Source organism: Rhodococcus sp. IEGM 1306 (genome assembly GCF_036541985.1).
In the GTDB taxonomy this organism is placed as follows: domain Bacteria; phylum Actinomycetota; class Actinomycetes; order Mycobacteriales; family Mycobacteriaceae; genus Rhodococcus_F; species Rhodococcus_F qingshengii.
The window spans coordinates 141,037-163,144 of the sequence record NZ_JAZHFF010000007.1 but is presented as its reverse complement, the minus strand read 5'-3'; the positions used below and the strand labels follow the sequence as shown (position 1 = coordinate 163,144).

Sequence of the window (22,108 nt, the reverse complement as noted above, 5' to 3'; positions counted from 1 at the left end):
CCCACATGCGTCGTTCCGCCATCTCGGCACTCACAACACTGGTACTGCTCGGCGCCGGAACACTGGTCAGCACACCCGCTGTCGCCGCTCCCCTCGCGTGTGGCGGAATCTCCACCGGTTCGTTCTCAGGCTCCGCCGGCGGCTCGGAGTACCTGTGCGCCAAAGAAGGTGACCTTCTGGACGTGCGCATCGGCGACGTTCACGCGACGCAGCCTTCCCTCGGCTACGACGAGGTGTACTACAAGCTCGGGCGATACACGCTCGGAAAAGACACGATCAACAAGAAGTTCGACGACTGGTGTGAGGCGAACGGCCAGATCCAGGCCGCGACCGCTACTGCGGCGTCGACACTGAAGGACCCGTCGTCCTTCACCTGCCAGCTCCCGGTGGGTCAGGAAACCGCGGAGAGCATCGCGCCCATGAAGACCGTGGTCGTCGGTCCCCGCGGCGATCTCTACCTGACCGACGGTCACCACACCCTCACGTCCTTCATCGAGACGGCCGACGGCGGTCCCGACCTTCACGTGCGACTGCGGGTTCTCGGCAACCTCAGCGGCTCGAGTGAAGGTGCCTTCTGGACCGAGATGGAGAAGAACAAGTGGGTCTGGTCGCGTGACGTCGACGGAAACCAGGTACCGGTCCAGGCTCTGCCGAAGAGCGTCGGCCTGGCCAACTTCGCCGACGACAAGTACCGCAGCTTGATGTACTTCTCCCGCGACATCGGATTCGCCGCAGGCACGATTCCGTTCCAGGAGTTCTACTGGGGCGCCTGGCTCCGCGACACCGCGCCCGTCGACCTCACCAACTGGAATCGCGATGATCTCTCCAGCTACCTGGGCACCGTGAAGTCGGTGACCAAAGCACAGACTGCGTTGACGGGCGATGCCGTCGTCGACAGCGGATTCACTGCCACCGATCTTGGCGTCCTGTCGGCCTGGAACGACGGCAAAGCCGAGTCCAAGGGCGAGTTCGCAAAGCTGTCCAAGCCGTACACAGACGACAAGCCGGGCAAGATCGCCTACGCACTTGCCTACAAAGCAACCCTCTGACCTGCTCAGATCCAAGTCACACCAAGCAGACTTGACTAAGGTAAGCCTCTACTCAGTAGTCTGAACCCATTCGGGTGCCGCTTCATCGAAGCAGCGACGCCCTGCCCTGACGGAATACATGCCGTCGTATCTGCCCGGTCGAACAATCTCCGGGCAACCAGGACAGGGAGAAGGTTGCTGCAGTGAGCACGTCCATCGTCGGTTTGTACGACCCCGCAGATGACAAGAGCAGTTGCGGAGTCGGGTTCATCACGCGCAAGGACGGCGTGCAGACCCACGATGTCCTGATCAAGGGCCGCGAAGCACTCTGCTCGGTACCGCACCGCGGCGGTATGTCTTCCGAGGGCGTCGGCGACGGCGGCGGTGTCTCGGTTGACCTCTCCCTCCGGTTCTTCCGCAAGGTCACCGGGCGCTCCGATCTCCGCGCCGGACGCTTCTGCGTCGGCAACTTCTTCCTTCCGGACGACGACGCCCAGCACGCTCGCGCTGCCGCCCTGGTCGAACGTGAACTTCTCGATCGCGGTTTCACCACTCTCGCAGTGCGCGACGTCCCGGTCGACAACTCGGCGATTCGGCCGGCCGCGATCGCGCATCAACTTCCGGTCAGGCAGTGGATTTTCGAGGTGCCCACTCCTCGCCCCGAGCCTGCGGTAGTCGATCGCCTCGTGCACGAAGCTCTGCTCGCCATCGAGGCAATCGCGTACAACACCCCTGCACTACGCGGGTTGTACCCACTCTCGCTCAGCGCGCGAACTCAGGTTCTCAAGGGTCGCTTGAACTCCGACGAAGTGATCCCGTACTTCCGCGACCTGGTCGACCCCGATCACGCCGTGCACACGATGTACTTCCATACGCGGTTCTCGACCAACACGGACCCGCATCCCACGATGGCGCAGCCGTTCCGGTTCATGGCTCACAACGGAGAACTGAACACGGACAAGAAGAATCGGCTCTCCGAAGCTGCTGTCGCCAGTGCAAAACGACGTGCGATCGTCCGTCCGCCCGGCCAGTCCGACAGTTGCCGACTCGATCAGACCCTGGAGTCACGCGTCATCGAGGACAGTGTCGACCTGGTGACGGCTGTGGTCTCGATGATGCCGCCGGCCTGGGAAAACGACACCACTCTCTCCCCCGCAGTGCGTGCGATGTTCGAGTACTTCTCGCTGTACGAGGAGAAGAACGACGGACCGGCAGCGCTGGTGTTCGGCGACGGCACCATCATCGGTGCGCGCTTGGATCGCCTCGGTCTGCGTCCACTACGCACGATCGAGACGCACGACTACGTGTGCGCATTCTCCGAAGCCGGACAGATCGCGTTCGCACCCGAGACGGTGATTCACCGTGGCCGCGTCGAGGCCGGCGGAATGTTGTACTTCGATCATCGAGATCGCCATACCTACACTGCCCGCGAAGCTCTGGAAAGATTGCCGCTCAGCGCGACTACCAGTCGTTGCTGGAGCAATCGCGAATCCTGATCGAAGACATTCCCACCGTGCCAGCGGAGAAAGTCAGCTCCCCGACCCGTTACAACGGCACCTTCGAGATACATCAGCGCTACATGGCGTACTCCCTGGATCAGGAAAGTTTCAAATTCCTGATGGATCCGATGCTCACGCACGGAGCCGAAAAGGTCTCCGCCATGGGTTACGGCAACGCCATCAACGCGTTTTCCGATCGTGAAGGCGGTGTGGCACGCTACTTCTCGCAGCGATTCGCGCAGGTCACCAACCCTCCGCTGGACAGCATCCGGGAAGCGGACGGCATGACCCTCCGGGTCGCGTTGGGCGCGAAGATGACCGCCGGACAGGGCAAGCAGATCGTCATTTCGTCGCCGATCCTCGGGCATCTGGACATGCTCAAGATCCGTGAACAGAAGCACACCCCGCATCGCCGCTTCGAAATGCTCTACCCCGCCGCGGGTGACGCGCAGGCGATGGTTGACGCGATGACCGCGCTCGGCGACGCCGTTGTCGCCTTCGCGGCCGAACAGGGCGGAATCGCAGTCCTGACCGACCGGCACGTATCGCACGAGCGCGCAACACTTCCCGCGATCATGGTCGTCGGAGCGTTGAATCAGCGCCTCATCGACGCAGGCCTGCGATTGCGCGTCTCTCTCATCGTCGAGAGCGGCCAGATCGAGTCCTCGCACCACGTTGCCGCTGCGCTCGGATTCGGCGCTTCCGCTGTCTACCCCTTGTCCGTTCAGTTGCGAGCCGAGGAGAAGTTCGCTGCCGACCCGGATGCCGCCTTCCGACGCTTCGCGAAGGCTGCCGAGAAATCCCTCATGAAGACGATGGGACGCGTCGGCCTGTGCACTGTCGAGAGCTACATCGGCGGAGAGTTCTTCGAACCCAACTTCCTCGATACGTCCGACCCTGTTCTGCGCCAGTGGTTCCCCAACATGAAGTCACCGGTGGGCGGCGTCGGTTTCGACACCGTCGCGGTGACCTCGAAGCAGTGGCACGAGCGTGCGAGCAAAGTCGAGAGTGAAAAGGACCTGCCACTGCTCGGCCTGTTCAAGGAACGCGCAGACGGCGCAGGGCATTCGTTCGGTACCACCGCAGTCCGCAAGTACGTCGAGCTCACCGAAGAGAAGATCGCGTTCGACAGTCCCTCCGGCACCGAACAATTCGACGCTCTTCGCTTGCTTCCACTCGGGCGACTCGACGACGCATTCCGCCTCGACGCCGGGGCCTACCGGGCAACGAGCTTCGACCGGTTGACCACCGAACAAATCGACGACTTCGACATCACCGCGGGGTACCGGGACTTTTCTACCGTTATGGCTGCGGAACGATCGCGTCGGCCCGCAGCGTTGCGCGACGTCATCTCTGTTCCCGCCGACGTCACGTTTGCGGTTACGACAGCCGAGTTCGCCGAGCAGATCAGCCGATTCTCGGTACGCGGCAACACTACGATCGTGATGCGCGGAGTCCAGTGTGAATCCGCCGCAGACGACCGGTACACGCTTCGCCTGGACGGTCCACTGGCCGGTGACAGCGCGCGAGCAAAAGCACTCGGCGACGCTCTCTGCGCCACCTTTGCCGCCGATATCACCATTGAAGCCATCACACCGGATCTTGCGCTGAGGGCAACCGGCATCGGGGCAGAGTTCCTGTCCAAGCTGAGGGTCGCACCGGCAGGTGTTCCTCTCTCCGAGGTACAGAGCGCCAGCGACATCACCCCGAAGTTGGCGTCGGGTGCCATGAGTCATGGCGCGCTGAACGCTCCGGCGCACGAAGCCGTCGCTCACGGCACGAACATGGTCGGCGCGATGTCCAACAGCGGCGAAGGCGGCGAACACCTTTCGCGCTACAACACGATTCGTGCGTCGCGCATCAAGCAGTTTGCATCCGGACGCTTCGGAATCTGGGCGGGCTACCTCGCCGATCCGATGCTCGAAGAGATCGAGATCAAACTCGGCCAAGGCGCAAAACCCGGTGAGGGCGGGCAGCTTCCGGCCGCCAAGGTCACCGTCGACATCGCTGCCGCCCGCGGCGGAACGCCCGGGGTCGAACTGGTTTCGCCGCCGCCTCACCACGACACGTACTCCATCGAGGACCTCGCTCAGCTCATCCACGACTGCAAGGCAGCTCGCATTCGGGTGATCGTGAAGTTGGTGTCCTCGGAAGGAATCGGCACCATCGCCGTCGGTGTTGCCAAGGCCGGCGCCGACGTCATCAACGTCGCCGGAAATACCGGTGGCACCGGCGCAGCTTCGGTGACCAGCCTCAAATACGCGGGTCGTGCGGCCGAGGTCGGTATCGCGGAGGTCCATCAAGCTCTGTGTGCCAACGGCCTTCGCCAGAAAGTCGTTCTGCGATGCTCGGGCGCGCATCAGACCGGCAGCGACATCATCACTTCCGCCCTACTCGGCGCAGACAGCTTCGAGTTCGGTACGTCGGCGCTGATGATGATGGGCTGCGTCATGGCCAAGAACTGCAACATCAAGTGCCCCGCCGGTCTGACCACCAACCCGGAACTGTTCGACGGCGATCCCCGCGCGATGGCGCAGTACCTTCTCAACATCGCTCACGAAACTCGGGAACTGCTCGCGAATCTGGGAATGCGATCCCTTCAGGAAGCGCGGGGTCGAACGGATCTCCTGCATCTGCTCGATCACCCGTCTATTGTCGGCAATCTGAAGCTGGACGCGGTGTTCGAGACCGCTCCGAACATCACCATCGACAATCCTGTGTACCTCGAACGTGAGTACGCGCTCGACGAGAAGATCATGGACGAGGTTCGCACGGTGTTCTTCAACCGTGGCGAGGCCTCGGTCGCCGTGTCCGGACCTGAATTCGCCGAAGGTGCACTGCACCTGGGTAACCGGAACAAGAGCGTCGGTGGTCAGTTGGCGATCGACCTCGAACGCGAACTCAACTACGGAGCGGCCGGCCTTCTCGCTCCGGGAGTACTGACCGACGAGCGTGGGCGACGCTACCTGGCGCCGGGCAGCGTGCGCGTCCTGACGACCGGATCTGCGGGCCTGTCGTTCGGCGCATTCTGCAACGACGGCATGCACCTGGAACACACCGGGACATGTAACGACGGCGTAGGAAAGAGCATGAGCGGCGGCGTGATTGCCGTGCGCAGCCCAGGCGGCGGCTCCAGTGACGCCGGTGGAAACGTGTTGATCGGCAACTTCGCGCTCTTCGGCGCCACCGGTGGACGAGTGTTCGTCGAAGGTGAAGCAGGCGATCGCTTCGCAGTTCGCAACTCCGGCGCCAGTGCTGTCGTCGAAGGTGTCGGAGACTTCGCCGGCGAGTACATGACCAACGGTGCTGTCGTGAATCTCGGCGAGTTCGGCAAGGGTGTCGGCAACGGCATGAGTGGTGGCTTCTTCTACCAGTACGACCCTCGTGGCGAATTGGCACTGCGAGCAAGTACCGATTCCGTACTGCTGGGTTCGATCACCGCCGCGACCGACCCTCTTGCCGCCGTCCACAACCACGCAGTACAACTCCTGCTCGAACTGCATGTGGAGGCAACGGGATCCGCGCTCGGCACCCGACTGCTCGAGAACTGGGAAGTCGAACAGCACTCGTTCGTCTACGCGATGCCCAAGGCACTGATGCTCTACCAGGACAGTGATGCAATCCTGGCTGCGAAGTCGCACAAAGAGCTCCTCGAAGAATTGGCGTCCGCCATCGCAGCACGTCAGGTCCGCACCTTCAAACTCGCAGTGCGCGACGGGCGCCCCGCACTGAACGGAGCAGTCCCTGCCTACGGCGAGACCGATACGGCGACGATGTATGCGCTGCTCAGTGAGTACACCGTGCTTCACTTCGCGCAACAACTCGCCACCGCCCGCACGCCGGGTGCGTCCGGACCCGACGATCCAGCAGTGCAGAAAGCGGCCCGAAACCTGGTGCTGACCGAGGACTTCGCCCTCGTCCAGCACTTGGTCAAGTACTCGAAAGAGATTCTGGCCGACTACGACGACGAACAGTTGGCTGCGCTGATTGCAGCCAAGCGGGTCGACGACTACAAGCAGGCGCTGAGCCTACGCAACGTGTTGGCCATGGACTGCCCGGCGACGTACGGGTGGATTCTGTTTCAAGACAACAAGAATCGGGACAAGCTCGGATCACTGCCGAACTTCGACGAACTGTTCGCATCGCGCACGATCCCCGACCTGGTGTCCTGACCTCCTCCCCCGAACGTAGGTGAGCTTCAAAATGGAAATCCCGTACATCCCCGAATACGCACCGTTCAACGGCGACCAACGCGCGTGGCTTTCCGGATTCCTGGCCGGTCTACACTCACGAACTGTCATGCCCGGTCAAACCGGTGCTGCAACAGCGACAGTGGAGAGAACTGCCGGCGCAGCAGTGCACATCCTCTACGGAAGCCAGACCGGCAACGCGGAGTCCGTGGCCGAAGACGCGGCCGCAGCTGCTCGTGCCCACGGTCTCGAACCACTTGTCGCGAGTCTGGACACCGTGGATATCAATGCACTTTCCGCCATGCGCCGGGCGCTCGTCATCACCTCCACCTACGGCGAGGGCGAGATGCCCGACAACGCGCAGCTGTTCTGGGATGCAGTCGAATCCGAGAGCGCACCCAGATTGGACGGTCTCTACTTCGGCGTGCTCGCGCTCGGCGACACCAGCTACGACGGGTACTGCCAGTCGGGAAAGAACATCGACGCCCGCTTCGAAGCGCTCGGCGGGACCCGGGTTGTCGACCGCACCGATTGCGACGTCGACTACGAGGATCCGGCGGCCGAGTGGATCGTTCGGGCCGTCGCTGCGGTGGCCGGTGTCGACGGTGATGCGGGGGCCGCTGCCTCGCCGGTTGCGCCCGCTCCGACGAAGACCAAGTCCCAGTGGACTCGCAAGAACCCCTATCCTGCAACCGTCCTCGCCAACCGGCTGTTGTCCGGCGAGGACTCAGCCAAGGAAGTCCGCCACTTCACCTTTGCGCTCGGCGAGGACGGTCTGGACTACGAGGCCGGAGATGGATTGGGCATCCGCCCGATCAACGACCCCGCCCTCGTCGAGGCGATCATCCATCAGCTCGGTGTCAGCGGCGATTACGTGGTTACCGCGAAAGACGGCTCGTCCGCACCGTTGGACCAGGTGTTGACCAGCGACTACGAGATCTCCATTCCCTCGCGCGATTTGATCGAAGACATCGCCCGACGCAGCGGCGACGCCGAACTGCAGCACATTCTCGACACGGAAGATCGGGAAGCGCTCGATGCGTGGCTGTGGGGCAAGGACGTTCTCGATCTCCTCCAGTTGGACAACAGCATTCGCCTGAATCCCGAGGATCTGCTTACACTTCTTCGCCCGCTGCAACATCGGGTCTATTCGATCTCCTCCAGCCCGCTGGCCCACGACGGCACCGTCCATCTGACGGTAGCGAGTGTGCGCTACCGCTCGGGCGAGCGGGACCGCGGCGGCGTCTGCTCGACGTACCTGGCGGACCGCGTCGGCGAGGGCGATCGGGTCGGAGTTTTTGTCTCCAAGAATAATTCGTTCCGCCTACCCGCCGATGACGCTGTTCCCGTCGTGATGATCGGCCCCGGAACCGGCATCGCACCCTTCCGCGCTTTCCTGCACGAGCGTCGCGCGCGCAACGCGTCGGGGCAGAATTGGCTCTTCTTCGGCGATCAGCATCAGTCGAGCGACTTCATCTACGAGGACGAGTTGAACGGGCTGACCCGTGACGGTGTCCTGACTCGTCTCGATCTGGCCTTCTCGCGCGATCAGTCCGAGAAGATCTACGTTCAGACTCGCATGCGCGAGCAGGGCCGGGAGTTGTTCACCTGGCTCGAAAAGGGCGCCCACGTGTACGTCTGCGGCGACGCCACGCGGATGGCAAAGGACGTCGACGACGCGCTGCACGAGGTCGTCGCCGAGCACGGTGGGTTGGATGCGGACGCCGCTGAGGATTACGTCAACAACCTCAAACGATCGAAGCGGTACCTAAGGGATGTCTACTGAGATGTGCCCGCACCGTGGCGAATGCCGTTGCGCAGCTTTGGCACGCATGTCGGACCTGGACGCACTGCTTGCGCGTCCAGGGTTCCGTGGTGGACTGATCGACACGGCACCTGACGTAGTCGGCGAAATGTTGCCGCTCTTGGACGACGCCGTAGCAATCACCGTCGCAGGCCCGGTGGCTGTCAACGACTCGGGCAAGTACTCCGTTCCGACATTTCCCGGCGATCCGTTGGTCTGCGCGCCCGGGCTCGTCTCTCTGCGTTTGAACGTTGCCTCCCTCGGCTCGGTGGTGACCACTGAAGCAGAGCAGCACCTGCCGCCGACGCTCCGCATGTTCGACATCCACGGATCAAGTTCACACACCACGTATTTGACCCCGGCCTCGGATCGTCTCGCCTTCGAAGCGATGCGAACTGCGCCGAGCACTGCGAGGGAAACAAGCCCTCCCATCCAGACATCGAATACGCCCGCATTCTGGGCCCAGGCCGATCAGCTGACACAGCTCGACTTCATCCTCGCGGACGACGGCAGCGAACGTCGTAGCGGCCTGGTCGCTCTGGGCGCCCTCGGTTATCGGCGAGTCGATCCTCACCTCATGGCTGCCGGGATGGAGCACCTGTCCTACCACCAACTTCCCGTCACGACCGTCGTCGCCGGGAACGGATGCCTGCAGATCCACCGTGGTGACCTCGACGCCGCAGCCATGTTCGGGGGGACGCTGACTTTGGCGTCCGACACCTGCCGGACGATGATCGACCTGAATGGTGTCTCGGAGTGCTGGCTGACCCGCACCCACGGCGTTCACGGCCTGACCAGCTCGATCGAGATGTACGACTTCCGCCGCAAATGCGTGGCAGTCTTCACCCAAACGGGTCCAACCGAACCCGCAGTCATGGGCGTGTGGGAAGACGTCATGAGTTCCATCTCGGCCGCATCCTGACACCGACAGATGCTGTGCGAGTGTAAGAAATCGGCGTACGGCGATAACCACATGGAGCCATCGACCCCTAACCTTAGGTCTCGGTCATTTGTCGTGCCTGCACCCTGACGCTGATTCAAGGAGTTATCCATGCCCCGCCCTCTCGTCGAACCGTCGCTGGTCCCGGCCTTGCGCCCGGCGCTGCCTGCATTGGCAGCCGGGGTGGTCTCGGCGGCGGCGTCGGGAATCGCGATGCTCGGTGCGCTCTGGTGCGTCGTGCAGCTCATCGGTGAACCGTCGATGAGCTGGGCTGGATGGGCATGTGCGCTCTGGTTCGTCGGCGTAACGCTCGCGGCCACGTCGTCGTGGCTCTCGCACCACGCCGAGTCGCTCTACGAGGCCAGGCTCCGACGCCAGCTCGCAGCCCACCTCGTTCGTCTGCCGGCAAGTGCGCTGTCCCGCTACAGCGGCGACGCACTGAGAAGGCTCGTCTCGGAAGACATCTCGGCGCTGCACCATATGACTGCGCACCTACCGGCCGAATTCGCGACGCTGATCGTGGTCCCCGCGGTCACGATCACGGTGCTGGTCATCTCAGCCGGCCCCGTGGCGCTTCTCGCTCTGGTCCCCGGCATCGTGGCCGCGCTGTTCTACCTGATCGTGATCCCCCGAATGGCCGCGCGCCACAGCGCTGAAAGCGCGGATGTCATGGGCGACATCGTGACCTCCGTGGACGACTATGCCCGCGGCATCCGCGTCTGTCGGATCTACGGTGCGCAGACCGGTGCTGCCGCCGTCTATGCAGCATCGACGGCACGGTTCACTCGCGGAATGCAGGAGCGCGTTCGACTCGTGGCTACCCCTGCGGCCGTCGCCGTTGCCCTCATGCAGGCGACAGCGACGTTCGCGATCGCCTATGCCGTCGGATTTCACTGGGATGCAACGACGTTGGCCGCCACCATTCTCTTCAGCCTCGCAATCGTGACACCGGCCCTGCGGCTCGGGCACGGCCTCGACTACGTCGCTGCTGGACGCTCTGCTGCGGGCCGGCTCGCCGCTGCCCTGGACGAACCCACCCTCCCTGCCGGTGAAGCGCCAACCGTTCCGGCCTCGAGTCCCTCCGATCGACTGGAGATCGTCAACCTGACTGTCACGATCGCGGACCGCAGAGTCGTCGACGACGTCACGCATGCATTCCGCCCAGCCACGATCACTGCGATCACGGGACCGAGTGGAGCAGGCAAGACGACGCTCCTGAAAGCATTGGCCGGCTTCGAGATCCCGGAACTGGGTACCGTCCGCTACGCAGGTCGTAGCATCACCGCGATCGACGAGAACCTGCGGCCACAGTCCGTTCTGCTCACACCCCAGGGCGCAGACGTGTTACCTGCCACGGTGCGCGAGAACATCGCGCTGGCCGCCCCCGATGCAACGGACGCGGAATACACCGCCGCACTACGCCGGGCACAGATCGACGTCAGCCTCGACGCCCACGCCACTTCACTCTCCGGAGGAGAACGTCAGCGCGTCGGGATCGCTCGGGTGTTCCTCTCGCCCGCAGCAGTACTGCTACTCGACGAGCCGACCAGTGCACTCGACGATCGGACAGCGGCAGAACTGCTGAAAGAATTGCGGCATCTCGCGCACTTCGAAGGAAAGACGGTCGTGATCGTCACCCACGACCCCGCTCTTGCAGACGATGCCGACGATCGACTCGACCTCGGCGGTCGAAACGTGAATGACGCCGCCTCGCACAATGCAGCCCTGACTGGAGCCGAATAATGAACAGCGCCAATGCAGCCCGACGACGCTTGATCACCATCGGACTCGGTTGGGTGTCCGTCGCTGTCCTCGAAGCGATCGCGTACACCACCCTCGCGCTCTCGATCGCTGATCACCGGTCGCCGGTCCTCGTCCTGGCCACGGCCACCATCGCTCTCTTCGTGACCGTCCTGGTCTCACGGGGCGGTTACTTCACCGGGGCCCGACTCGTCGGCGATCTCTACGACGCTCTCGGCGACGCCTTCGCCCGTGCGAAACTGTCCTGGTTCACCGACGACAACCGGGCACTGCTCGCCACCGTCGCCGGGCGCGGAATCCCGTCGCTGATGAGTGTTCCCGCGCACCAACTTCAGACCTTCCTGGTTGCACCGCTGATCCCGCTGCTCCTGCTTCCTGGGATCGCGGTCGTCGCGGGGCCGGGCGTCATGCTGCTCGTCGGTGGACTGCTCGCCGTGTCGCTCGTCGCTCAGACGCTGGCCCAACGTGCGCTCAGCCGAGCGGACGAGCGCCGACACGAAGCCGAGCTCGCAGCAACTCAGTCGACACTCGAGCTCACCGACCACCTCGAATTACTACGCACAGCAGCCGGTCCCACACGTTCCGTCGAACGAATCGAGCGAAGCTGGCGGGACCAGGAAGCCGCGCTTGCACGGACAAATCTCGCCGCGGCACCAGCGACATTCATCTCGGCGATCGCCACCATTGTGCCGCTGGCAGGTGCAGTGATTTTCCTCGCCGCCACCGGATTCGACTATCCCGCAGCCGCTCTCGCGCTTGTCATCCTCACCGCCCGCGCCGCTGCGCCGCTCGACGAACTCGCCCTGGCCGGAATCGGAGTCAACGAGCTGCGCGCAACAGTTCGCGACTACCGCACAGCGACTTCGGCTCCCGCACTGGCCGAGCCCGCACCCCGGGACGCCGCGCGCCCTGTTGGAACGGACATCGAGGTCGCCGGGGTAGACCACGCTCCGGTTCTGCGCGGCATCACCGCGGAGATCCCCGCCGGGGAGCGTGTTCTCGTCGCAGGACGCTCGGGTACGGGGAAAAGCACACTTCTCGGGCTGCTCATGCGCTTCGACGACCCGGACGAAGGCAGCGTCACTCTGGGCGGAGTTTCATTGCGCGACTTGCCCTACGACGCTCTGGCGGCACATATCGGCTACGTGCCGCAGGACCCACTCGTGTTCTCGGGCACCCTCGGGGAGAACATCGGACTTGGAAGACCTGGTGCCACCGAAATCGAGATCGAGGACGCCGCAAGGCGCGCTGCCCTCGGCGCCGTTCTCGACCGCTCGGCGCTCGGCATTCATCAGGACATCGGACACCAGGGTGCCGCTCTCTCCGGCGGCGAACGTCAGCGGGTGGCGATCGCTCGCGCCTTCCTCAAAGACGCTCCCGTCCTGGTTCTCGACGAAGCCACCTCGGCCCTCGACGAGGCCACCGAGCGCCGTATCGCCGGCGCCGTGCGGGAATTGGCGGCCACCGTCTTCGTCGTCACCCACCGCGACCCCGCCATCTGGGAGCCCACCCGCACGATCATCCTCTGACATCGCATGCCCTAGTGCTCGCGTTGCAGTCCCTCAACTTCGGCAGGTGTCCGACGGATAACCCTTGCCGGCGATCCAGCAGCAACGACGTGATCAGGAATGTCATGCAAGACCACACTTCCCGCGCCGATCACGGCGTTGTGACCGATCGAAACTCCTGCACCGACAGTGACTGAGGCGCCGAGCCACGTGTTCTCACCGATGACGATCGGAGCAGCCCGCTCCCATCCCTCGCGACGCCGGCGATGATCATCGACAGGGTGCAACGCTGTCATCAGTTGGGCTCCAGGCCCGATCCTCACGTCCGCGCCGATTGTGATCAGCGCATCATCCATGAAGAACCCGTTCGCGTTGACGAATGCGTTTACTCCAAGCCGAATGTTGTATCCGTAGCTGCATTGGAACCGCGGCACCACCAATGCTCCCTCACCTACCTCACCCAAAAGGCTGGCGAGAGCCCGCGAGCGGACAGCATCCTCGTCCGCCGAAGCCCCATTGAACGAGTCGAGTCGACGCCAACACTCCAGCCGCCGCTGCCTCAGCTCGTCATCATCGAGATACCACTCACCACGAGCAAGACGATCCGCCTGTTCTCCCACACTCGGATCGTCGCACACCGCGCCACGGCACCCCTGTTGGGCGCGTTGCACCCGACAAAGCGCTACAACAGAAGGTCTTCCATGCCGCCCAATTTCTCGATTTCAGCTCAGCCGCTCGATGATGGTGACGTTCGCGGTCCCACCACCCTCACACATGGTTTGGAGTCCGTACCGTCCATCAATGCGGTCCAACTCGTGCAACATCGTGGCGAACAACTTGGTGCCAGTGGCCCCAAGAGGGTGGCCCAGTGCGATTCCACCACCGTTGGGATTGACCCGGGAGGGATCTGCACCCGTCTCGATCAACCAGCTCAGAACTACCGAAGCGAATGCCTCGTTCATTTCTACGGTATCCATCTGGCCGATCGCCATGCCGGATTTCGCCAGTGCATACTTCGTCGCGGGTATCGGCGCCGAGAGCTGCAGCATCGGATCGTCGCCGCGCACGCTCATATGATGAATGCGCGCACGTGGCTTCAATCCATGAACCTCGAGCGCCTTCTCGGAGACGATCAGGGCCGCTGATGCGCCGTCACAGATCTGCGAAGCCACAGCAGCCGTCAGCAACGAGCCATCCCTCAATGCGGGCAGTGCAGCCATCTGCTCCATGGATGTCTCTCGTGGGCATTCGTCAACGACGCATTGGCCCAATGACACTGTCTCACGCTCGAATCGGCCGTCTGTGATGGCAGCACGGGCACGCTGATGCGATTGCAGTGCCCACTCCTCCATGTCTTCACGGCTGATACCCCATTTCTTGGCAATCAGGTCGGCGCCGACGAACTGTGAGATTTCGGCCTCACCGAATCGTGCTGCCCACCCCCGGGACTTACTGAAGGGCGTGTCGAATCCGTACTCGTTGCCGGCACGCATCGCCGCCGAGATAGGAATCGCGGACATGTTCTGCACACCGCCGACAAGCACCACATCTTGGGTCCCGCTCATGACCGCTTGCGCTGCGAAGTGGACGGCTTGCTGTGAAGATCCGCATTGTCTGTCGACTGTCGTTCCTGGGATGTCCAACGGTAGGCCTGCTGAAAGCCAGGCGGTGCGGGCAATGTTGCCCGATTGCGGCCCGATAGCGTCGACACAACCGAAGATCACATCGTCGACGGCCATCGGGTCCAGTCGAGTGCGGTCGAGAATCGATGTGATCACGTGGGCCCCCATGTCCGCTGGGTGCTCTCCTGCGAGCGAGCCGTGCCGTTTACCCACCGGAGTGCGGAGCGCATCGACGACATAAGCCTGAGGTGCAACCATACGAACTCCTTCGAAATCGAGCTTTGTCGGGCTTTCGATGTCGCACACACTCTAGCGATCAAGCATTTGTTTGGTAGATGAAACGTGATTTCGAGACCCGCAGCTACCGACACAGGATTGGTCTCCGCACTTCTATCCAACGAAATCCACTGCTGTCGCAATCATTCGACAGTTAGAGGCTCGACCCCCAAACGCGGCTTGGCTGCCCACGCCGCAGACCCCTCACGCCAGCGTGAAACCGCGAAAGATTCGAGAACAGCTGCGGGAGTGCATCTTCGAGCGGAACGAGCGCATCATCCATATCCATTGCCTTCCCTGAGAAATCGTTCAGCCCGCCTTGCGAACAACACCAGCTTTGTCGAGCTACACCGCAAGCCGGCTGGCCGATGGCTGGAAAGTTAGTACTTTCGGTGGAGCCCAGCACGATTGGGCTATTCACCGCCCAATACAGGCTTCGTATACCGATACGCGTTGCAGGACAACGATTCTACAAACGGTCACGCACTCAGCGATTCATGAACCGCCGCTGGCTCGAAAACTGGATCCCCTTGCGGTAATTGCGCTCCGGGTAGAGCATGGGCACCACACCGTCTTCGATTACCGGAGGTTACCGTGACGAATCTCGTACGCCGACTATCTGCCTGCGTATCCATAGTGGCCGTATCGGTTCTCGCGCCCGCAGCCGTTGCCTCCGCTGCGGTCACCGTTCCGTTCCAAATCAACCCGGCGCCGTTCGGGAACCCAAACGGCAGCTTCGACGCACCCCCTGTCCACTGTGTGGCGGTAGTCGGCGAACAACCTGGCACGGTGACGATCACCGGCGCCAAAGACGAGCGGTGGGGTTGCATGCTTTCGACGGAAGTGCGCTGGATGAACCTCTCGACAGGAGCCTCCGGCTCCGGTCGGCTTTCTGGCGACAACCAAGGAACCCCGGGAGAGGCAACCCTGCAGACTGGAGCCGGGCAAGTTGCCGTCGCCATATTGCCTGCCGCCGGACCTGTCACCCCGGGTTTCGCAACCTTCTTCGTCCCATAGGCAACCCTCAAACCCGGGACACCTGCTGTACGAACGACCCGTCGCCACACAATCGTGTGGCGACGGGTGAGGGCTTTCCGTTCTCCAGTTGTACGCCTACAGCTTCGCGCTGATGAGCGGCACGATATGTTCAGCCGCCCACATCGTTCCGATCGGGCCACCGCTCGTGATTGCCCACAGAACGTCGCCACCGTCGGCGGTGCGAGGAGGCAGAGCGACCCAACGACCGGAGGACACCGCTCCCATCGCTTGGAAGAGCTTCCCGCCGGTCAGCTTGTCGAAATCCTCCTCGCTGCCGGCGGCACTGCGGCCGATCAGCAGGAAGTCCGCATCGATGTTCTCGAGAAGTTCCTCGCCGACAGTGCTTTGGGTGACGAACTCCTGTGCACGCGGGTTCTCGGCAAAACCGAGCTCGCCCAAGAAAGTTGCCGGAGCCGAATCGGGCGCTGAAAGGTACTGCAACCCGTTGCCGGTTCCGTAGAAGATCGCCCAGGTTGCAGTCAAGCCAGTGAGTTCAGGGTTCTCCTGACGCACCTTCGCAAAGTATTGATCATGGTCGGTCACGATCTTTTCGGCTGCCTTCGAGAGGTCGAGTGTCTCGCCGAGTACGCGGATCGATTCCTTCCACGGCACGAGCATCCGCGACTTCGTGTCGGGGCTCGTCACCACCGGTGCGATGGAGGACAAACGTTCGTAGTAATCGCCCATCGACAAACCACCCAGGCCGTCGGCCCAGCCGACGGCGACGATGAGGTCAGGTTCGCTCGCGGCGATCGCTTCGACGGGAAGTGTGCCGCCCATCGCGAACTCGAAGGTGTCGAGATCCTCTGCGCCGTAAGGCAGCAAGTACGACTGCGAAGCCGACTCCTTGACCATCGACGAGGAGAGAACGGGTTTGACGCCGAGCGCGAGGAGCATTTCCGTGTCGACGGCATTGGGGACGATTGCGGCAACCCGCTCCGGGCGCTTCTCGAGAATACTTGTACCGTATGGCGATTCCAGGGTCAGCGGGTAAGTAGTCGTTCCTTCCGCAGCGGGAAGGGCGTTCCCCTCCGAACCGGGAGTGGACGCCGTTTTCGAGTCTTCGGCCGAGGCCGAGCACCCGGACACAAGGAGCGCTGCGGCGAGCGCGGCCCCGATCAGTCCGATGATCCGTGATCGTCTGGTGCGCAGGACTGTCATTTCTGCCTTTCGGTGTTATCGAGCGCTTCGGTCTTACCGAGCGATGGAGCCGGGTCAGGAATCTGTGCGCACTGTGTCGCTGCGTTTCCAGTAGCCGGTGAAATCGATGTCGGTCTTCGCAATTCCTCGATCACGAATCAAATGACGCCGAAGCGAGCGAATCGTCGCCTGTTCGCCTGCAAGCCAAGCGAATACGCGTCCGTCAGGCCATTCGACAGCACTGACCGCGTCGAGCAACAAAGAAGTAGTGCCGGGCTCCGCCCCCTCGCGTGGCAACCACGTGACACTCACCCCGGGCAACTCGCGCACCGATTGACTGTGAGCCGAGTCCGCAATTTCGACGAACACATGCCCCCTGGCATCGGCAGGCAATTCCTCGAGCAGACGTGCGATCGCAGGTAGCGCCGTCTCGTCACCGACGACGAGCAGATACTCGCAATCTTCCGGGAGTCCCTGCGATACAGAGGGACCCGCGATGTGCATTCGGTCGCCAGGGCCGGCGTCGCGCGCCCAGGTGGTAGCAACTCCACCGCCGTGAACGACGAAATCGACGTCAAGTTCCCTTGTTCGCGGATCGTAACGGCGCACGGTGTACGCGCGGGCAAGTGGACGGCGTCCCGCTGCGAAAGTCACAGTGCCGTCGACTATCACCGGCAAGACCGGATCGGTTTCGCCAGGATAGGCGAACAACAATCGGAGGTCGTCGTCGAAGCCGGTGCTGACGAAGGCGGGCTCGGCAAAGCCGTCGGCGTTTGTGAAGGTGTCGAGCTGCGCTCCGGTGAGCGTCACTCTCCGCATGCCCGGCGTCACGTCTGTCACCCGACGTACCTCGAGTTCACGCAAGGTGACTGAGTACGCCGTTGTCGGACGGGTGTTTCGGGGCACGGAAAGACTCCTCGGAAGCGCACAGACGGGGGGTCGACCCACGCTCGATCACGGCGGAAGGGCCATTGAATAAAGCTAGCCTCCCCTAATCGGTTACGGTTATCCGTGCGTGCCGACTTCTTACACTCATCGGTGGCTGCGTGAGAAAGCATCTGAATCGGGAGGGCATACGTGGGACCACGGTTGGTGTTCTCCGCGGGCGAAGTCCCCGAGATCCCCGCGTCCCGACTCTCCTTGATCGCGAATGCACGTGAGCCACTGCTCTTCTGGGTACACACCGGACACGCGGAACTACAGATCGGCGACCGCACCCGCAGCGTGACCGCTGGGGCGGCAACCTGGGTGCCCGCGGGAATCGCCTACAGCATCCGAGTCGACCCGGGAGCGGTCGCGTTTCCCATTCCGATGCCCGCTGCCGACCTGCCGCCCACGTTGAACCGGATCATCGATTTCGAGATCCCGGCAGCCTGGCAGGACTGGCTCGTCCACCAGTTCGCGCACAACTTGGGATTTCTGCGCGGTGGGGCGACTGTGGGGGCCGGACTACTCGAGCTTGTCGCGGGGGCCCATTCCAACGACGCCGACGCTTCGGTGTCGTACGCCCCACCGAATTTGCCACGCTCGGCCGAGACCCTCGAGATCGCTCGCACGCTTCTACGGACGCCAGCCGACGACACGGAGCTTTCCCAGTTCGCCCGGCAACTCAAGATCGGCGTCCGCACCCTGCAGCGCCGATTCACGGAGGAGACGGGGTTGCCTTTCGCGCGTTGGCGCACCTCGGCCCGGATCGCGGCAGCAATCGCATACCTGAACTCCGGCCGCGAAATCGGATGGACGGGTGGGCAGGTCGGATTCGCGACGCCCGCGGGATTCACCCGTGCCTTCCGTGAACACACCGGTGTGACACCCAGTGACTACACACGTGCAAACCAAGGCTCAGCGCCGATCCATGAGAACGAGACCTTGGCACAGAGCGTCGCACTCTTGTCCGAGGAAGGCGCCCACTCAGGCTCGGCGCCGATACCGCCGACGATTCCCGCAAGCGGAACGTGGGCCAGGGTCAACAACTTTCACGTCATCGTCTGGATCTACCGAGGCTCCGCCCGGGTCACTTTCGGCGACCGAACCTGGAATCTGAGGCGGGGCGACGCGATGTGGCTTCCCGCGGGAGTACGCAACAGCGTCGAGATCGCGGAGGGTTCGCTTCTACTTCCGCTCGGATCCCAGCCTGGCGACTCTCCCGTCACTGCACCGCCGCCACGAGTGCTGCACTTCGCGCGCGAAGCGGAGGCGTATCTGTTGCACACGGTCGTTGCGAATTACACCCTTCTGCGCCCCGAGATCCATGACCCAGCGAGGATCTCGAGGCTGATCCGAAACAGCGCGGCGACGCGGACACCCGGCGGCCGAACCGACCCTGTCGAAACGATCCTTACCGCACTCCGCGCGGACCCCACCGATTCGCGCACGCTGCCGGAGTGGAGCGCTCGACTCGGCGTCGACGAGGGCCTGCTCCACAAACGCTTCGTAGCGGCCACCGGCCAGAGCTTCCCGCGCTGGCGCGGTCAGTTGCGGATGACCCTCGCCCGCGCTTATCTCGAGGAGGGCTTCTCGGCCGGAGAGACCGCCCGTCGACTCGGCTACGCGCACGCGTCCGGATTCACCAAGGTCTTCATCGGTGCCCACGGCATGTCGCCCCGGGACTACCAGCGCCGCGGATGGCGGGGAACGGTCGAAGGACTCATCGACTCGTGACCTTCCGACGGATGAGTCCTTCGATCCGTCGTGTCGCCCGCCGAAACGGTCTCGAACTGGCACTACTTTCTTGACTAAATTTTCAGTCAAGGTTTACGCTCCATGCAAGCAGGACGCGGACCGGGCGCGCACGCACACAGCACAAGGAGTCACCGCAATGCAAAGACGTCGGTTCATTCAGGCAGGCGCCGCTGCGCTCAGTGGCCTCTTTTTGGCAGGTTGCGGCGATTCCGACTCAGCCTCGCGCGGGAGCGATGGCAGCAACGATCTTCGCGAATGGGTGATGCCGGAAGAGGGGGATCCGCACAAGCGCACCTGGATGGCGTTCGGTGCCAGCGAAGCGATCTGGGGAGCAGCCCTCCTGCCCGAGGTCCAGCGCAACCTCGCGACGATCGCGCAGACCATCGCGCAGTTCGAGCCCGTCTCGATGCTTGTTCGTTCCGAGCAACTGGACTTGGCTCGCTCCCTCGTCGGCCCATCGGTCGAACTGATCGCCGCGCCTCTCGACGATCTCTGGATGCGCGACACCGGCCCTGTATTCGTGAAAGGCAACGGGACCAAAGCGGGTATCGATTTCAACTTCAACGGTTGGGGGGAGAAGCAGGATTTTGATCAGGACGGCCAGGTCGCAGCCTTCGTTGCCGCCCGTGCTGGAGTCGAATCATTGCCTACCGACCTGATCCTCGAAGGCGGCGGCATCGAGGTCGACGGCGAAGGCACAGCCATCATCACCGAAAGCTGTGTACTCAACAACAACCGCAACCCGGGATGGTCGAAGTCGGACGTCGAGGCCGAACTCGGCCCCCTGCTCGGTCTCGACAAGATCATCTGGCTACCGGGAATCGCCGGCAAGGACATCACGGACGGCCACACGGACTTCTACGCCCGTTTCGCACGCCCAGGTGTCGTGGTCGCAGGCCTCGACACAGACCCGGAGTCGTTCGACCACGACGTGACCGCACGTCACCTCGAGATTCTCCAGAACGCGACCGACGCACAGGGACGGAAGCTGGAAGTGGTGGTCCTCGAGGCGCCGGTCGCGATCAGGCCCGACTTCGAATCGGACGATTTCGCAGCCGGATATATCAACTTCTACGTATGCAATGGGGCGGTCATCGCACCCGAGTTCGGTGACCCCGAGGCCGACCAGGCCGCCAGAAGTGAATTGGAGCGCCTCTTCCCCGACCGCCGTGTCGTGCAGATCAACATCGACGCCATCGCCGCGGGTGGTGGCGGCATTCACTGCACCACCCAGCAGGAACCCGCGGACTAGAAACCTGTCCCGACCACCCTCGTAGAATTCGGACTCGTGTCGAACCGCCAAACGCAAATCTTGGAAGCAGCAGTCCGCGTCATTGCCCAACACGGCGTACGCGGGCTGAGGGTGGAGACGCTCGCTGCCGAGGCCGGAGTGTCGACGGCACTCATCTACTACCACTTCCAAAACCGCGCAGGTGTGCTGCGCCGGGCCCTCGATCACATCAACGATCGCGCCGCGCTGTACACCGAAAGTGCCTTCACGGAGACAGACCCTCGTGCGCAGCTCGAGCAGATGCTCCTGCTGGAGTTTCAGAATGCCCCGAAGATTCGAGAGAACAGCATCGCCTGGGGTGAACTCCGAGCAAGCGCAGTCTTCGCCGACGAACTGCGCGAACCGCTACGCACCACGACGCAAGAGTGGGCAGACGACGTCGAATCTTTGATCCGCCAAGCGCAGGACGCCGGACTCGCTGACCCGAAGGCAAGCCCGGCCGACGCCGCCGAGCGACTCACCGCCCTGGTCGAGGGTTTGAGTGAGCGCTGGCTGAGCGGCTCGATCCCCATCGAACGAGCCAGAGAACTGCTCACCGGCGCGATCAGTGTGGAGATCGATCCGAGCTAGCCTCTACCGCTCGCCGACGCCCTTCGATTGCGGAGACAGAGCCGGGAACCAGATGTCGGTCAGAACTTCGGCGGCCTGAATCCGCGTCACATCGATTGTCCCCTGCACGGCCCAGCGTGTGAAGAATCGCTCCAACTGACTCACGAGCAGTTCGACGCGCAACCGTGCCTCGTCGTGCTGTTCCGCCGGCCAACGGCCCAGGTACTTGGGCATGGCATTCGGTAGTTGGGTCATACCGTCTCGCGCTGTCTCGCGGAACTCCGGTTCGAGTGCCACGGCCTCGTCCCAGGCCGGCAGCAGGCGTTTGTTCTCGTCGAACCAGTCGAAGGCACGCTCCAGCCAAGCCGTGAATTCCACGCGAGAGTTCGTGTCGAGAACCCGATCGAGATCGATGTAGAAAGCGAACGCACTCGCCGCCATCCCGGCCGCGCCGATCGTCTTGAGCATCTCCACCTTGCTGGCGAAATGCACGTAGAACGTGGCTCGACTGCATCCGACGACCGAGGCGATGTCGTCGACCGTGACAGCCGCGTATCCCCGTTCCTCGAACAGAGTGCGTGCGGCGTCCACGAGTTTGGCCCGCGTCGCGCGTTTCTGCTCGTCGCGAAGTGTTCCCCGCCTGTTCTTCGGGCCGTCCGTAGTCGTGCTCACGTCGCCCACCTTGCTCGCATTTCAACCTCCTGGCAAATCACCAACTCGCCGTCACCAAAAAACATTGCGTCATTCATTGACACAACGTCAGCGAATGGCGCACTATGA

The 22,108-nt window shown here is 63.0% G+C and carries 14 protein-coding genes and 1 pseudogene; 10 read left to right on the top strand and 5 right to left on the bottom strand.

Annotated features, from left to right (window positions below; translation table 11 throughout):
• The first annotated feature begins 5 nt into the window (after window positions 1–5).
• From V3587_RS20860 to V3587_RS20835, 6 genes and pseudogenes are all read left to right on the top strand, one after another.
• Window positions 6–1,049, top strand: coding sequence for a ParB/Srx family N-terminal domain-containing protein (locus tag V3587_RS20860; RefSeq protein ID WP_275231887.1), 1,044 nt, complete (start codon window positions 6–8; stop codon window positions 1,047–1,049).
• Between the two features lie 182 nt (window positions 1,050–1,231).
• Window positions 1,232–6,699, top strand: a pseudogene (locus V3587_RS20855) (glutamate synthase-related protein).
• A gap of 31 nt (window positions 6,700–6,730) precedes the next feature.
• Window positions 6,731–8,503 carry a sulfite reductase subunit alpha gene (locus V3587_RS20850; RefSeq protein ID WP_075834761.1) on the top strand — a complete coding sequence of 591 codons (1,773 nt, stop codon included), beginning with the start codon at window positions 6,731–6,733 and terminating at the stop codon, window positions 8,501–8,503.
• 46 nt (window positions 8,504–8,549) lie between these two features.
• Window positions 8,550–9,443 carry a hypothetical protein gene (locus V3587_RS20845; RefSeq protein ID WP_065352795.1) on the top strand — a complete coding sequence of 298 codons (894 nt, stop codon included), beginning with the start codon at window positions 8,550–8,552 and terminating at the stop codon, window positions 9,441–9,443.
• Between the two features lie 129 nt (window positions 9,444–9,572).
• Window positions 9,573–11,204 carry an ATP-binding cassette domain-containing protein gene (locus V3587_RS20840; RefSeq protein WP_075834763.1) on the top strand — a complete coding sequence of 544 codons (1,632 nt, stop codon included), beginning with the start codon at window positions 9,573–9,575 and terminating at the stop codon, window positions 11,202–11,204.
• Window positions 11,204–12,751, top strand: a complete 1,548-nt coding sequence (locus V3587_RS20835) for an ATP-binding cassette domain-containing protein (protein WP_283377125.1) — start codon at window positions 11,204–11,206, stop codon at window positions 12,749–12,751. Before V3587_RS20840 ends, V3587_RS20835 begins: the two co-directional genes overlap by 1 nt.
• A gap of 11 nt (window positions 12,752–12,762) precedes the next feature.
• Here V3587_RS20835 and V3587_RS20830 read toward each other — a convergent pair whose 3' ends face one another.
• Both V3587_RS20830 and V3587_RS20825 read right to left on the bottom strand, forming a co-directional pair.
• The gene (locus V3587_RS20830; protein WP_063316004.1) at window positions 12,763–13,350 is read right to left on the bottom strand and encodes a sugar O-acetyltransferase; all 588 of its coding nucleotides are present in this window, start codon (window positions 13,348–13,350) and stop codon (window positions 12,763–12,765) included.
• 102 nt (window positions 13,351–13,452) lie between these two features.
• Window positions 13,453–14,610: an acetyl-CoA C-acetyltransferase gene (locus V3587_RS20825; RefSeq protein ID WP_118606066.1), complete on the bottom strand. Its 1,158-nt coding sequence runs from the start codon at window positions 14,608–14,610 to the stop codon at window positions 13,453–13,455.
• Between the two features lie 654 nt (window positions 14,611–15,264).
• Between V3587_RS20825 and V3587_RS20820 the strand changes: the two genes are divergently transcribed.
• Window positions 15,265–15,645: a hypothetical protein gene (locus V3587_RS20820; RefSeq protein WP_050655001.1), complete on the top strand. Its 381-nt coding sequence runs from the start codon at window positions 15,265–15,267 to the stop codon at window positions 15,643–15,645.
• Between the two features lie 96 nt (window positions 15,646–15,741).
• Here the strand turns inward: V3587_RS20820 and V3587_RS20815 are convergent, their stop codons facing one another.
• Together V3587_RS20815 and V3587_RS20810 are read right to left on the bottom strand one after the other, a co-directional pair.
• Entirely contained in the window at window positions 15,742–16,827 is a 1,086-nt protein-coding gene (locus V3587_RS20815) for an ABC transporter substrate-binding protein (protein ID WP_007730299.1), read from the bottom strand.
• A gap of 54 nt (window positions 16,828–16,881) precedes the next feature.
• Window positions 16,882–17,712 carry a siderophore-interacting protein gene (locus V3587_RS20810; protein WP_283377124.1) on the bottom strand — a complete coding sequence of 277 codons (831 nt, stop codon included), beginning with the start codon at window positions 17,710–17,712 and terminating at the stop codon, window positions 16,882–16,884.
• Window positions 17,713–17,883: 171 nt separating this feature from the next.
• Between V3587_RS20810 and V3587_RS20805 the strand changes: the two genes are divergently transcribed.
• The 3 genes from V3587_RS20805 to V3587_RS20795 all read left to right on the top strand — a co-directional run bounded on the left by V3587_RS20805 (window position 17,884) and on the right by V3587_RS20795 (window position 21,349).
• Window positions 17,884–19,467, top strand: a complete 1,584-nt coding sequence (locus V3587_RS20805; protein WP_007730296.1) for a helix-turn-helix transcriptional regulator — start codon at window positions 17,884–17,886, stop codon at window positions 19,465–19,467.
• A 157-nt stretch (window positions 19,468–19,624) separates the two neighbouring features.
• Window positions 19,625–20,740, top strand: coding sequence for an agmatine deiminase family protein (locus tag V3587_RS20800; RefSeq protein ID WP_007730295.1), 1,116 nt, complete (start codon window positions 19,625–19,627; stop codon window positions 20,738–20,740).
• 36 nt (window positions 20,741–20,776) lie between these two features.
• Window positions 20,777–21,349 (top strand): TetR/AcrR family transcriptional regulator, encoded by a 573-nt coding sequence (locus tag V3587_RS20795; protein ID WP_007730294.1) that lies wholly within the window; start codon window positions 20,777–20,779, stop codon window positions 21,347–21,349.
• Between the two features lie 3 nt (window positions 21,350–21,352).
• Here V3587_RS20795 and V3587_RS20790 read toward each other — a convergent pair whose 3' ends face one another.
• Entirely contained in the window at window positions 21,353–22,009 is a 657-nt protein-coding gene (locus V3587_RS20790; RefSeq protein ID WP_030536183.1) for a TetR/AcrR family transcriptional regulator, read from the bottom strand.
• Window positions 22,010–22,108: the final 99 nt, after the last annotated feature.